Source organism: Wolbachia endosymbiont (group A) of Pherbina coryleti, assembly GCF_964026875.1.
Lineage (GTDB): Bacteria > Pseudomonadota > Alphaproteobacteria > Rickettsiales > Anaplasmataceae > Wolbachia > Wolbachia pipientis.
The window spans coordinates 1,377,844-1,390,889 of the sequence record NZ_OZ034706.1 but is presented as its reverse complement, the minus strand read 5'-3'; the positions used below and the strand labels follow the sequence as shown (position 1 = coordinate 1,390,889).

General features: G+C 36.1%; 13 protein-coding genes, 2 tRNA genes and 3 pseudogenes. 6 read left to right on the top strand and 12 right to left on the bottom strand.

Annotation, left to right across the window (positions count from 1 at the left end):
- Position 1: 1 nt before the first annotated feature.
- Positions 2-385, bottom strand: a complete 384-nt coding sequence (gene iscU / locus AAGD87_RS06965) for a Fe-S cluster assembly scaffold IscU (protein ID WP_151808025.1) — start codon at positions 383-385, stop codon at positions 2-4.
- A gap of 204 nt (positions 386-589) precedes the next feature.
- On the opposite strand from iscU, the gene ftsY reads away from it, so the two are divergent.
- Complete coding sequence (gene ftsY / locus AAGD87_RS06960) at positions 590-1,501, top strand: signal recognition particle-docking protein FtsY (RefSeq protein WP_264339630.1); 912 nt, start codon at positions 590-592, stop codon at positions 1,499-1,501.
- Here the strand turns inward: ftsY and radA are convergent.
- Positions 1,488-2,831: a DNA repair protein RadA gene (gene radA, locus AAGD87_RS06955; protein WP_264339631.1), complete on the bottom strand. Its 1,344-nt coding sequence runs from the start codon at positions 2,829-2,831 to the stop codon at positions 1,488-1,490. The two genes, ftsY and radA, sit on opposite strands and share 14 nt — an antisense overlap.
- A gap of 334 nt (positions 2,832-3,165) precedes the next feature.
- Between radA and AAGD87_RS06950 the strand changes: the two genes are divergently transcribed.
- Entirely contained in the window at positions 3,166-3,342 is a 177-nt protein-coding gene (locus AAGD87_RS06950) for a hypothetical protein (protein ID WP_341817540.1), read from the top strand.
- Between the two features lie 313 nt (positions 3,343-3,655).
- Here the strand turns inward: AAGD87_RS06950 and AAGD87_RS06945 are convergent.
- The 9 genes and pseudogenes from AAGD87_RS06945 to AAGD87_RS06900 all read right to left on the bottom strand — a co-directional run bounded on the left by AAGD87_RS06945 (position 3,656) and on the right by AAGD87_RS06900 (position 9,703).
- A pseudogene (locus tag AAGD87_RS06945) lies at positions 3,656-4,644 on the bottom strand (IS630 family transposase).
- Positions 4,645-4,760: 116 nt separating this feature from the next.
- On the bottom strand, positions 4,761-5,498 hold the full coding sequence (locus AAGD87_RS06940; protein WP_015589264.1) for a putative folate metabolism gamma-glutamate ligase: 738 nt from the start codon (positions 5,496-5,498) through the stop codon (positions 4,761-4,763).
- Position 5,499: 1 nt separating this feature from the next.
- Positions 5,500-5,979: a dihydrofolate reductase gene (locus tag AAGD87_RS06935; protein WP_264339633.1), complete on the bottom strand. Its 480-nt coding sequence runs from the start codon at positions 5,977-5,979 to the stop codon at positions 5,500-5,502.
- Positions 5,976-7,366: pseudogene (gene folP, locus AAGD87_RS07930) on the bottom strand (dihydropteroate synthase). Before folP ends, AAGD87_RS06935 begins: the two are co-directional and overlap by 4 nt.
- Positions 7,363-7,749, bottom strand: coding sequence for a dihydroneopterin aldolase (locus tag AAGD87_RS06920; protein WP_007548841.1), 387 nt, complete (start codon positions 7,747-7,749; stop codon positions 7,363-7,365). Before AAGD87_RS06920 ends, folP begins: the two are co-directional and overlap by 4 nt.
- Positions 7,750-7,788: 39 nt before the next feature.
- Positions 7,789-8,445: a CADD family putative folate metabolism protein gene (locus tag AAGD87_RS06915; protein ID WP_341817805.1), complete on the bottom strand. Its 657-nt coding sequence runs from the start codon at positions 8,443-8,445 to the stop codon at positions 7,789-7,791.
- Between the two features lie 78 nt (positions 8,446-8,523).
- Positions 8,524-8,600 (bottom strand) — tRNA-Ile (locus AAGD87_RS06910).
- A gap of 42 nt (positions 8,601-8,642) precedes the next feature.
- Positions 8,643-8,966, bottom strand: a complete 324-nt coding sequence (gene trxA / locus AAGD87_RS06905; protein WP_007548839.1) for a thioredoxin — start codon at positions 8,964-8,966, stop codon at positions 8,643-8,645.
- Positions 8,967-9,082: 116 nt separating this feature from the next.
- Positions 9,083-9,703 (bottom strand): ribonuclease D, encoded by a 621-nt coding sequence (locus AAGD87_RS06900; RefSeq protein ID WP_015589270.1) that lies wholly within the window; start codon positions 9,701-9,703, stop codon positions 9,083-9,085.
- 172 nt (positions 9,704-9,875) lie between these two features.
- Here AAGD87_RS06900 and AAGD87_RS06895 point away from each other — a divergent pair.
- Positions 9,876-9,948 (top strand) — tRNA-Gly (locus AAGD87_RS06895).
- A gap of 288 nt (positions 9,949-10,236) precedes the next feature.
- Here AAGD87_RS06895 and AAGD87_RS06890 read toward each other — a convergent pair.
- Positions 10,237-10,413 (bottom strand): hypothetical protein, encoded by a 177-nt coding sequence (locus AAGD87_RS06890; protein WP_179945715.1) that lies wholly within the window; start codon positions 10,411-10,413, stop codon positions 10,237-10,239.
- Between the two features lie 451 nt (positions 10,414-10,864).
- On the opposite strand from AAGD87_RS06890, the pseudogene AAGD87_RS06885 reads away from it, so the two are divergent.
- The 3 genes and pseudogenes from AAGD87_RS06885 (at position 10,865) to AAGD87_RS07925 (ending at position 12,929) form a co-directional block, all read left to right on the top strand.
- Positions 10,865-12,174 (top strand): annotated as a pseudogene (locus AAGD87_RS06885) (IS4 family transposase).
- 107 nt (positions 12,175-12,281) lie between these two features.
- Positions 12,282-12,566 (top strand): transposase, encoded by a 285-nt coding sequence (locus tag AAGD87_RS06880; protein ID WP_038198869.1) that lies wholly within the window; start codon positions 12,282-12,284, stop codon positions 12,564-12,566.
- 21 nt (positions 12,567-12,587) lie between these two features.
- The gene (locus AAGD87_RS07925; RefSeq protein WP_095866567.1) at positions 12,588-12,929 is read left to right on the top strand and encodes an IS3 family transposase; all 342 of its coding nucleotides are present in this window, start codon (positions 12,588-12,590) and stop codon (positions 12,927-12,929) included.
- The last annotated feature ends 117 nt before the right edge of the window (positions 12,930-13,046 follow it).

The following is a 13,046-nucleotide window of genomic DNA, read 5'->3' as shown; positions in this document are numbered from 1 at the left end:
CTTAATTCTTTTGCTTACTTTGATAATCATGAATAGCGGCTTTTATAGCATCTTCAGCAAGTACCGAACAGTGTATCTTCACTGGAGGTAAAGACAATTCTTCCACTATTTGAGTATTCTTTATCTGTGTAACGTCACTGATGGTTCTTCCCTTTATCATCTCTGTTAACAAGGAACTTGAAGCAATGGCAGAACCGCAGCCAAAAGTTTTAAATTTTGCATCTTCAATAACACCTTTGTCATTGACCTTTATCTGCAATTTCATTACATCACCGCACGATGGTGCACCAACTAAACCAGTGCCAACACTTGGATCATTTTTATCCAGAGAGCCAACATTCCTTGGATTTTCGTAATGATCTAAAATTTTCTCATTATAACTCATAAAATTACCTGTAAACCGCTATTCTACATTATAACATATTTAGGTTAAAAACTAAAGTAAAATACACTAGTATCACGGGAATTTTACTTTCAAAATTCCCGTAAAACGACTATTTAACTTTACAAATACACATAATACGTGTATTTCTTTACAACCAGCGTCTCTATGTTGTCGTTAAGTTTATAATTTAAAAGGAGTATTCCCTTGAGTTTATTTGGTAATCTTTATAAAGGCCTGTTAAAAACTTCTTCTCGCTTTAGCGACGGGGTGAAAAGTATTTTCTCTGACAAAAAAAAATTAGATCAGTCGCTTTTAGATGAGCTAGAAGAATTGCTAATTAGCATGGACATTGGTCATAAAACTTCCAAATTAATTATTGACAGGCTCACAAGCATCAAATTTGACAAGGAAGTTGAACATAACATTATCACACAGCAGTTAATGAACGAAATAGAAGCTATATTGAGCCCAGTTGTACAGCCGTTAATTTTAAATAAAAAACCACATATAATAATGGTATGTGGAGTAAACGGTAACGGTAAAACCACAACTATAGGTAAGCTTGCATATAAATATAAGGAAATGGGAAAATCCGTTATGCTTGTTGCATGCGACACATTTAGAGCTGCTGCTAGTGAGCAATTAAACATTTGGGCAGAACGTTCTGATTGCTTGATTGTTACTGGAGAGTATGGTAGCGACTCTGCAAGTGTGGCATATAGAGCTGTAAGTCAAGCTATAAAAGATAACATTGATGTTGTTCTAATTGACACAGCAGGAAGGCTGCAAAATAATGTGAACCTTATGGAGGAGTTATCAAAAATATATAGAACGATAAAGAAATTGGATGATACTGCCCCTCATGACGTTATTTTAGTTCTTGATGCAACTACCGGCCAAAATGCTTATAGCCAATTAGAAGCATTTAGCAAAATGGTTAATGTTACCGGGCTAATCGTAACAAAGTTAGATGGCACTGCTAAGGGCGGAGTGGTAATTGGACTTGCAGAAGCTTATAAGATAAAGTTACATGCTATAGGAATTGGCGAAAGTATAGAGGACTTAAGGGAGTTTACTAGCAAAGAATTTGCTGAAGCGTTATTTAATTGTAATTAAAAATTTCTCTTAATTCCCTTACGTGACCAAGCTTAATTATCTCAATATCGTGAGAAGAGTAATTACCATTTTTAGGCATAATTGCTTTTTTGAATCCTAACTTTTGTGCTTCTTTTAGTCTGAGATCAGCATGCGAGACATTCCTAATTTCTCCTGAAAGTGCAACTTCACCGCAGATTATTGAAGAAGTTGGCAGCGGTAAATTTACTACACTTGAAATAAGGGAAGCAGCAACAGCAAGATCAGCCGATGGTTCCTGTATTTTGAGTCCCCCTGCAATGTTTAGGTATACCTCTTTATCATGCAAAAACATTTTGCAACGAGCATTTAGCACCGCGATGATCATAGCCAATCTATTAATATCCCACCCAACTACTGCCCTTCTTGGGGTTGCCATATTAGTTCCTGCTATTAACGCTTGAACTTCCATTAAAATTGGTCTTGAACCTTCAATTCCTGCAAATACGGCGCTGCCAACTACTTCTCTGTCATGGGCCATCAGAAACAATGATGATGGGTTATCAACAGGCACAAGTCCTGCTTCAGACATCTCAAAAACACCAATTTCATTTGCAGGGCCAAATCTATTTTTAATAGTGCGTAAAATGCGGTATTGATTGCTATTTTCACCTTCAAAATATAATACCGTATCCACCATATGCTCCAAAGTTTTAGGTCCAGCTATTTGTCCATCCTTAGTTATATGACCAACTATTAAAAGAGAAACACCATATTGTTTCGCAAGAATGGTTAATTCATGAGCGCAAGTGCGGACCTGAGTTACAGTGCCTGGTGCTGATGTAATTCTGCTATCATACATTGTTTGTATAGAGTCAATTACTAAGAATTTAATACTTTTGTTTTCCTTTATTGTTGCTACTACATCAGTTAAAGACACTGTAGACAAAAGCTTAATTTTAGGTTCATTTATCTTAAGACGCTTTGCTCTGAGACTCACTTGCTCTAAAGATTCCTCGCCAGATACATAAAGACATTCAAAAGAGGAAAGTTGCACAACATTAGCTGCAATTCTAAGCAAAAGGGTGGATTTTCCAATACCAGGTTCGCCTCCAATTAAAATGCTAGCACCTTGAACGATACCCCCACCAAAAACTCTATCTAATTCTTCTATTCCTGTTAGAAAACGACTTGGAGTGATAATTTCGCTACCCGATAACGTCTTTATTAAAATTGGCGCAGATATACTTCTTTTGCCCGTTTTTACTGCTATTTCCTCAACAATTGTATCCCAATTGTCACATGCAATGCACTTCCCTACCCACCTACCAGTGCTATGACCACAGAATTGACATACATATACAGTTTTCATCAAAGCCAAAATTATTTTGTTGTAATTGTAATAAAAATTAGCTGAATATGCGAAGTAAATCTATAGCTAACCCAAGAAAGGGTTCCCTATATCATACCGCGATTCATTCGCGGTATCTCAAAGCATAGATCCCGCTAACACGTAGCGGGATGACGAGGTCATGCCACCGCGCGAACCGTCATACCGTCACGGTATCTCTAGATCCCGCTAACACGTAGGGGAATGACGAGGTCATGCCGCCGCAAACCGTCATACCGCCGCGGTATCTCTTAGCCGCTAACACGTAGCGGGATGACGGTTGTCGTTTAGCTACAAACGTTAAGAAATTTACCAAATGAAAAAAAAGGCAAAAGAAGCCCTGGGGTTATTATCCGCTTTAAAATATTGGCGTTTTTTATGTTTTAAACGCTTGACAAGCAAGATTAAGCTGCTTTTAATTGCAACTAACTTACGCTGCAAATATTTAAGAAGTTTACTAAGCAGAAAAAAAGACAAAGAATCCGCGAGTTAGCTAGTCTTTTACTATCTCTGTCGAGTATTGGCATTTTTTGATGTCTTGTAACGCTTTATAAGCGCGTTCAGCTTATTTAGATAAAAATCTAGATGTAGATGAAGTTTTGTAAAGACATACAGTATCTATGTACTGCAAAAAATTAAACATAAGACGCCGATACATTAAGTAATCCTTACCTTTTAATCTGCAGATTGGCGAAAGCAAATACAATAGCTTCAGTTTTATGATAAGGGGGCTGGCGAAGGGTGTCAAGCAAGTTTTTTGTTTCTATTCCCAATGTTATATGGTTATGTAATACCAATTCTCATTACTAGTGAATCAAATAAGCGGCATTGCAGAGTTTTTTAATTGTGGAGTGAGAAAGAGAGGTAATAAATTTGCACAAAGCGCTCTCAAGCAAAGCAATTGTGTCGTAGATTTTGTTACGCAAAATGTTCTGTTTTATATATAACCAAAACCTCTCAACAGGATTGAGGTCAGGTGAGTATGGTGGTAGGTATATAATGTCGATATTTTTAGGTACTTTTAAATTTTTTGACTTATGCCAACTAGCACAATCCATGATAAGAAATGCCTCCCTTGTTCCTAAATATTGTGACATCTGCTCAAGGAATATATTCATACAATCAGTATTGACGTTTGAGCTAGAACTTTCTCCATTTCTGGGATTAACTGCACTATAGAGATAAAAATTTTGCCTACCTAGTTTTACCTTAACCTGTGTCCTAATGCCTTTTTTAAACCACCCGTGTCCAATCTTTGAATGTGTGCCAAACCGCGATTCATCGAAGAAAAATAGCTCTTTTTCAGGATACATGACAATAGTTTCATTAAGATTTTTTTTTAAATTCCTCTTGTTTACTTTTATCTTGTCTGTTATGCACTGGTCTTGGTGTGATATATGAGAATTTCATTCTTTGCATATTACGGTGTACTGTAGATTTGCTGATATTCAAACCAAACTTTTCTTGAATTCTTATTTTCATTTCTTTTATAGTAATATTGGGGTTTTCCTCTATCCACACCTCAACTTGTTCACGTTGACTTTGATTCAATATAGTTTTTCTACGGCGTTGAGGCGGAGCAAATAATTTTTCTTCTCTGCCAAATTTTAGGTCATGCAGTAAGTGCCTTTCTTGAAATGCAGCATATCTTTGCTACGGCTGTTATACTGTGCTTTTTTGCTGCAATTACAGCATTTAGTTTTTTTGCAACATATGCGTTATTTCTTACTTTCTTCAGCATTTCTTTTGCTGATTCCACCACTTTTTCATCCAATAATTTTGATCTTAATGCCATTTAAACCTCGCTACTTTACTTACTTCAGTATGGCTTTTTTTCTATTATTGTCTATCCGTTACTTGTGTAGCGGGAATTGGTATAAGAAGTCTAATAGCAAATTTTTAAGTTCCTCTTTAACTCTTTAACCAGCGGGCTCGCATGAGGAGAGGAGAGTAAAGGTCCTCTTCCATAGATATCTTCACACTTTTTTCTTCTTCTGTAGTTGGCAGACGAGTAAGAAAGTGAATCTTTGGTGCGCCACTAATTATTGCCATTGGTGTTTGCTCCGCCCCTTCTCCCATAACTAAAACAGCAGACGTTGCCAGCGCATCAAGAAGATTGACTTGTGTTACTTGCAGTGGTTGATCATAAAGATCTGGCTTGCCTATATAGGAATAAAATGGTTCAAATCCACACCAACCAAGAGCAACGCCCGTAACCCCAAGGCGCATAGGTGTTATGTTACTATCTGTAATCAAAATACCAAGATGTTTTATGCAGTGTTTTGTCTTGAGATAGTTCCATATTGATAGAGCTGTTTTCTGAACATCCTTTGGGTATAAAATATACATTTCATTACCATTTGATTCATCAATACCAGCAGATGGAATTAAGATATTGTCTTTGATTGTTAAATAGATGCCGTAAGAATTATGGTCTACATCAACAATTGCATCAGCTTCTCTTTTGATTAGCTCTTCTTTAGAACAAGCAGTTTTGCAAACCACTTGTTTTTGACAAATAGAAATGATTTTTGATGTGATAGCAAGAACAACTTCCTCTCCTAGCAACTCTGAAACATAGCGATCAAGAACCTGCTCTAATACTTCCCCACATTCAATGCGGTGGGTATAAATTGCTTTAACATGCATATTAACGTATTAGCCTACATATAGTATAATCTTTCGTTTTGGTGAGAATAGTTTTATGCCATCCATCAAGAAGTGTTAAGTTGAAATATACATCACCTTTATAGGGTTTGTGAATTTCTGTTATGATAAATTCTGAGATTAGATCATACTCCAAAAAAAGATGCGCTATTTGTGCTCCACCAATCATGAAGACTTTAGAATTACTTTGGATTGACAAAAACTCTTGCATAGAAGAAATAATAGTGCATTTTACTCCTCTGTTAAAACAAGAATTTAATTTGTCACGAGAAAAAACAACAGGGATACGATTCCCTAATATGTCTTGAGGCATAGTTTCAAATGTCTTTCTCCCCATAACAATAACTTGTTTGTCAGTCACCTGACGAAAATGATCTAACTCACTTGGATAATGCCAGGGCAATCCATTATTTATTCCAATTACCCCCTTGGGATCAACAGCCATAATTCCGATAACTATCATCCCTGTAAAGCAGCTTGAGCTACAAAAAATCGCATGTGATCACGCACATTATGCACTCGAAGGAAATCAACCTTGTTGTGTAATACAGATGATGTAGCAATTGTTTCTAAATCTCGGTTAAAGACAGGTTCTGTAGAAAAAGAAGAAATAAATGACTTTCTAGAATGGCCAACCAGAACTTTGCAGCCAAAATTTTGTAACGTTTCTATACTGCGTAAAATCTGGATATTCTGGTACATAGATTTGCCAAAACCAATACCAGGATCAATAATGATCGAGCTTTGATCAAAACCTAGAGCTAGTAATCTATTAATGTTCCTTTCTGCCCAATTATTTATGGTATCAATTGGATCAATGTCACTTGGGATAATGTTGTCACTATGTGGTGGTATGGAGAGTGAATGCATAATAACGATACTACATCCACTGCTAGCAATCGCTTTTAAGGTATTATCATCTAGATCTCCCTTCTGATCGTTTACCCAGGCAATGTTGTAGTGCTCCAAAACATTCAAAATAACATCTGGCCAGAAACTATCAATGCTGACTTTAATGTCACCAACTTTCATATACTGATTGAGATTATCAAGCACTGGTTTTAAGCGTGCATATTCTGCTTTTGGAGTTTGTATTGAGGAGCCAGGTCTTGTTGATTGAGCACCAAGTTCAACTATGCTTGCACCATCTGATAACAGCCGCAGTGCCTGCTTGGTTGCTTGATCTCATACGCGTCAAGTTAAGGAAAAGTGGTATAAGGAAGAAAGGAAACGAAAAAACTATTTTATATATTAAGTAATAAAGTTATTAATTTATAGATTCTTCTGAAAAAATTATCTTCTTCTAGATAAGAACTCCCTAAAAAAATAAATGTAACAAATAAAATGCCCATCTCAAATGTTGCTATATTTCACGATATTTCCTTAACTTGACGCGTATGGTTAGGGTTAACAGTACCAAACGTTTTGTTAACTACTGCCATAGGGTTCAGCATTGTCATCAAGTGAAGCAAAAATGGTCTGTTTATCAATTCTGGGTGAGGAATCTTAAGGTAGGGTGTATCAAGTGTCAGGTCATCCCATAACAAAATATCCAAATCAATAACGCGAGGTGCCCATTTTTCATAGACCTGCAGACGGCCAATGTCACATTCAATTTGTTTAAGGCCCTTTAACAGCTCTTCAGGAGAAGAAGAACAACTTCCATACACAACCATATTTAGAAATGGCCTGTCCCACCCAGGTGAAGCATCATTTGGTAAAATAGCCTTAGTTTCCAGAATAATTGAAGATTTTAAATTTTTAAAATAGCGTTCCTGCAGTAACTGAGCAGCCTTTTGTAAATGGGAAAAGCGATTCCCCATATTTGAGCCAATAGAAATGTAAATCATTCTTGCAACGCATTACGATAAGTAAAGAAAACACCTCCATGCACACTGGGGACAGGTGGTGCAACTTTGTGAATAGTTACGCCTATAGAAGAAATAATAAGCTTTTTTTGCATCACAAGGTTATTAATGGTCCTGTATATATCATGAGTTAAATGCTCGATTAAGTTGAATTGCTTGCTTTGAACGAGAGATTGAATACTCTGAACTACCTCCAAGTAGCATATAGTATCCTCAAGCCGGTCAGTTGTAAGTCCTAAAGGGGGGGATTTAAAGGTAAAATCAATATTAACACTAACTAATTGAGAATGATACTTCTCTTCTGCACTATAGCCTAAATGAACCCAAAGCCGTAAGTCAGATATAAGAAGATTACATGCAGACATTGCATTCCAACATCACTGAGTTTAAGCTACTTACAACTACTAACACACGCTAGCATTCATCATTCCATCAAGAAAACCCCACAAGAGCCTTGCTCCCTTTTGAGCACCCTGCATAACTTTATCTTGCTCTTTTTCATCTAGATCTTCAATAAGATTTGCACATTCCTCAGAATGCCATTCATCAGCATGCATATGGACCGTAAAAAATTGAAGAGAACGCTCATCACTTATTGAATAGTGTTTTTTTAAACCTTCAATTTTAGACTTGGAAACCTCTGGAGTTTGACGTTCGTAAGCGTACAAGGCTCCAAGACCTGCCGCAAAACCTGATCTTACAATATCAAAGTAACCATCAACTAACTCCTGTGTCTCTTTAATCTGTGCACTTTCACGAAGATCAGATCGCGCAACGCCAAGCCCTTCAGCAAAACGTTGCCATAATTCTGGATGATTTTCATCACCTTGTTCCTCTTCTATTAAATTACCAAGTAAAACCTGTCGCATTTTTAGATCTGGGCACAAAAAATGTATACCACTGATGTAACGAGGAAACGCAGCAACGTAGTGATAATATTCTTTAGCATAGGTTTGTAAAGCTTGCAAGCTTAAGCTTCCTGTATTCCATGACTGGTAAAATGGATGATTTAGTAAGTGCAATTCATCTAACTTGTTATTTAGAGACTTAGTAAATTCCATCATTTCCCCCATTACATTAATATATAGTTCATATACTATAGTTTTCTCATTGTTACGATCATGCTAAGATCAATACAATGGTGGGATTGGTAGGACTCGAACCTACGGCCAATTCGTTATGAGCGAACTGCTCTAACCGACTGAGCTACAATCCCTTTTATCAATATTTATAATACACACAAAAGCAAATTTGTCTATTAGCTTATTTCACTATCAACCCAACTTGACAAATCATTTGTTGCACCAATTTTGCGTGCAATTTCCTTACCATCTTGAAATATGATTAAAGTGGGTATAGATTGCACTCCATACTTACTTGGCACTTCAGTCCCTTCATCTATGTCGAATTTGCAGATCTTAATCTTGCCTTTTCTATCCTTAGCCAATTGTTCTATACGTGGCATTAGACTTTTGCATGGCCCACACCATTCTGCCCAAAAATCTACCAGCACGAACCCTTTATAGTCAGTGACTTCAGATTTGAAATTTTGATCATTTACCGATGTAATATCATCACTCATAAAATACCTAAATTTTTGTAAAATATAGCGTATCTATTAGCAGTTAATCAACTAAATTCTTACCGCAGAGCTTGAAAAATTGCCCTAAAGTGTTTTGCACAAACAAAAAACTTCTATTACATCTGGTGGTTAAAGATATCCACGTTTTCCCAACCCATTAAGTCTAACTCAATACGAGTAGGAAGAAATTCAAAGCACTTTTGGGCCAATTCTTTTCTATTTTCACGTTCCAGCATTAAGTCTAGCTTTTCCTTTATCCTGTGGAGATACAAAACATCAGATGCAGCATAACTTTTTTGTTTGTCTGTTAAATTTTCATTTCCCCAATCAGAAGATTGCTGCTGCTTATTTAGTTTGGTATCAAGCAGCTCTAAGCACAACTCTTTTAAGCTATGATTATCTGTGTAAGTGCGAACTAAACGTGAAGCTATCTTTGTGCAATAGCACGGAAGTGCCCAAGTTTCCAAGTAATAACGTATTATGCTCACATCAAATCGCGCGAAGTGAAATATTTTAGTTATATTTTTATCCTCTAATATTTTTCTCAAATTTGGCGCTGTATAATCGTTCTTGAGTTGAACTAAGTGAGCGTTGCCATCATTAAAAGAGAGCTGCACAAGGCATAATCTATCTCTGCTATGAAGTAGCCCCATTGCCTCGGTATCAACAGCTATAGACCTTACATCATCTGGTATTGAACTAGCTGGCAAGTCGTCTTTATATAAAAATATTCCCATAAAGCTTTGTGGAATAATTAAAAACTTATGATAATCAAAAATGAGCCTTAAGTATACGAAAAGATCATAGAAGGAACCACGCAAATTTATGGGCTCTCACATTTTTCATGTACACGGGGTTTACAAATCGCTGTATATGCCTATAATTAAGTAAATTTAGGTTAATTTAATTGCGGGAGTAGCTCAGTTGGTAGAGCGCAACCTTGCCAAGGTTGAGGTCGAGGGTTCGAACCCCTTCTCCCGCTCTTTGCTTTCAAAATCATTTCGTCAAAAATCCCTTGACAAACTCCGCTAGCCCCCTTATCATGAAACTGAAGCTATTGTATTTGCTTTCGCCAATCTGCAGATTAAAAGGTAAGGATTACTTAATGTATCGGCGTCTTATGTTCAATTTTTTGCAGTATATAGATACTGTATGTCTTTACAAAACTTCATCTACATCTAGATTTTTATCTAAATAAGCTGAACGCGCTTATAAAGCGTTACAAGACATCAAAAAATGCCAATACTCGACAGAGATAGTAAAAGACTAGCTAACTCGGGGATTCTTTGTCTTTTTTTCTGCTTAGTAAATTTCTTAAACGTTTGCAGCGTAAGTTAGTTGCAATTAAAAGCAGCTGAATTTCGCTTGTCAAGCGTTTAAAACATAAAAAACGCCAATATTTTAAAGCGGATAATAACCACGGGGCTTCTTTTGCCTTTTTTTTCATTTGGTAAATTTCTTAATGTTTGTGGCTGAACGACAACCGTCATCCCGCTACTTGTTAGCGGGATCTCTTGTTAGCGGCTGAGATACCGCGAATGAATCGCGGTATGACGTAGGACTGCTGTCATTCCAGCGCGTGACGCTGGAATCCAGTTCTTATTACCTGGTGTAAAGTTAAGTTTCCTGGATCCCAGTGTCTGGGCACTGGGATGACAAGAAAGGAGCACTGGGATGACAAGAAAGAGGCTACTTGGATAACAGAAGAAGGAGGCTACTTGGACAACACCCTGACAACCATCATCCCGCTACGTGTTAGCGGGATCTGGAAATACCGCGGCGGTATGACGTAGGACTGCTGTCATTCCCATACGCGTCAAGTTAAGGAAATAAAGGTATGAAAGAGATAGAATAATAAGGTATAAGTTCTCCCAGATATACTTTTAGTGAGAGAACCAATGAATAAAATAACTTGCTTATCAAAAAAGCTCAAAGAATTTTTTAATGAAAAAGCAGAGAAAATCTCAATTACAACAAGGTTTATAAAAAGAAAGAGAAAGCTAAAAGGTTCATCATTCGTAAAAGCCATGGTCTTGGGTAATATAGGAGTTGATAATTGTAGCGTAGAAACAATGTGTCAATTACTAAACGAGGACTCGATAGATATAACAAAACAAGGTTTGGATTTTAGATTTACTGAAGAAGCAGTGGAATTTATGAAAAGGATGTATAATGAATCTGTGATTCTCTTTAAAAATATCTTGCAAGTTGATTGCAAAATCTTACAGCAATTTAATAGTGTTAAATTATTGGACAGTAGCTATATTACTCTACCTAACAGTATGGAAGAGATGTATAAAGGTTATGGTACTAGCTACAGTGGCTATGAAAGCAATACTAAGTCTGGAATAAAGTTACAATTAGTTTTCGACTACATGAATCAGATAATAGACCAACTTAATTTAACGGAGGGGGTAAGATCAGACCAGGGATATAGGAAACATTTAAGTAATATATTAAGCAATGATTTGCTAATATCTGATCTCGGTTATTTTGTGCCAAGTTCTTTTAAACAAATCAATGAAATAGGAGCTTATTTCATAAGTCGTCGATACCAACATATATGATGTAGAAACAAATCAAAAAATGGAGTTATTAGAATGTTGAGAGGATAAGTTATTTTTAGAAAACGAGGTATTGTTAGGAAAAGAAGCAAAAATTAGAGTAAGAATTATATGTCAGAAACTAACTGAAGAACAGTCTATGGGCAGAAGAAGGAAAGCTAATAGATTAGCAAGATCGCAGATCCTCTAAAAGAAATCAAAAATTGTTGAACTGGTCAATATTTATAACTAATGTTCCAGAAAATAAAATTAGTGCTGAGCAAGTATTAACGATTTACAGAGTAAGGTGGCAAATTGAGTTATTATTTAAATTGTATAAAAGCCATATCAGGCTTGATAAGCTAAAAGGAAAGCCATGCAGAGTATTATGTGAACTATATGCTAAATTGTGCGCAATTCTTATATTTCACGGCATAGTTGGTTGCACAGAAGTGAAAAAGAATACAGAACTTAGCTTAACAAAGGCATTTATTGAGCTAAAAAGGCGGGTTAGAGAGTTATTTTTAGTATTAACCAAAATTAATAGTTTAAAAGCATTTCTTAAAAAACTCACTATAACTTGGTCGCGATTTTCATTAAAAGACAAACGTAGAAGGGCTAGAGTATCCACTTTAACCTCTCTAAATTTGCTCACAATCTCTTAACTTGACGCGTATGGATCTTGGAACCTGGACAGACTGACCTTACCCAGAAAAAGTGGAGAGAAAGAAAGGAGTTTTTTCGGGTAAAATAAAATTTTGGAGGATTAGAAATGGCAAGAGAATATACGGCAGAATTCAAATTGGAAGCTGTTAAGCTGGCAAATGAACAAAGAAAGGTAGGTCAACCAGTTGCAAAAGTAGCAAGAGATCTAGGAATAAGGGATAGTGTATTAGGAAAATGGATGAAGAAATATAACGAAAAAAAGTCAGCGGCAAATGCATTTCCAGATGTAGCACCTTATGACAAAGAGAGATTTGATTTACAGAAAGAGTTAGCAAAAGTAACAAGAGAAAGAGACATTTTAAAAAAAGCCCTGGCCAGTCAAAAAGAGTAAAATATTTTTTCATAAAAGAGCATAGTAAACACTATAAAGTGCAGGAATTATGTAGGGTTTTCTGCTAGTGGCTACTATAAGTGGACTACAAGGAAAATAAGCAGTAGAGAATCAGCAAATAAAGAGTTATTAGCAGATATTCAAAAAATATATCAAGCTTCTAAATGTAGATATGGAGCTCCTAAAATTCATGCTGAATTAAAGGCTTTGGGTAAAAGTTGCAACTTAAAAACAGTGCAAAGTATTATGCAGAAAAATGGTATTCAGGCTATATTGAGAAGAAAATTTAAAATTAAGAAACAACAAACGGACAGTAGCTCCCAATATATTAGACCAAAACTTTATTGTCGATCAACCAAATAAAGTATGGGATTACTTATATAAAAACCAAAGAAGGATGGCTATATTTGGCAACAATAATCGATCTATATTCACGCATGGTAGTTAATGAGCAGTTCAATAAATAAACAATTGGTTATG

Coding starts and splice junctions, on each gene's coding strand:
- iscU (WP_151808025.1), bottom strand. CDS start 385: ATGAGTTATAATGAGAAAATTTTAGATCATTACGAAAATCCAAGGAAT.
- radA (WP_264339631.1), bottom strand. CDS start 2,831: ATGAAAACTGTATATGTATGTCAATTCTGTGGTCATAGCACTGGTAGG.
- AAGD87_RS06950 (WP_341817540.1), top strand. CDS start 3,166: ATGAAAAAAAAGGCAAAAGAAGCCCTGGGGTTATTATCCGCTTTAAAA.
- AAGD87_RS06940 (WP_015589264.1), bottom strand. CDS start 5,498: ATGCATGTTAAAGCAATTTATACCCACCGCATTGAATGTGGGGAAGTA.
- AAGD87_RS06935 (WP_264339633.1), bottom strand. CDS start 5,979: ATGATAGTTATCGGAATTATGGCTGTTGATCCCAAGGGGGTAATTGGA.
- AAGD87_RS06920 (WP_007548841.1), bottom strand. CDS start 7,749: ATGTCTGCATGTAATCTTCTTATATCTGACTTACGGCTTTGGGTTCAT.
- AAGD87_RS06915 (WP_341817805.1), bottom strand. CDS start 8,445: ATGGAATTTACTAAGTCTCTAAATAACAAGTTAGATGAATTGCACTTA.
- trxA (WP_007548839.1), bottom strand. CDS start 8,966: ATGAGTGATGATATTACATCGGTAAATGATCAAAATTTCAAATCTGAA.
- AAGD87_RS06900 (WP_015589270.1), bottom strand. CDS start 9,703: ATGGGAATATTTTTATATAAAGACGACTTGCCAGCTAGTTCAATACCA.
- AAGD87_RS06890 (WP_179945715.1), bottom strand. CDS start 10,413: ATGAAAAAAAAGGCAAAAGAAGCCCCGTGGTTATTATCCGCTTTAAAA.
- AAGD87_RS06880 (WP_038198869.1), top strand. CDS start 12,282: ATGGCAAGAGAATATACGGCAGAATTCAAATTGGAAGCTGTTAAGCTG.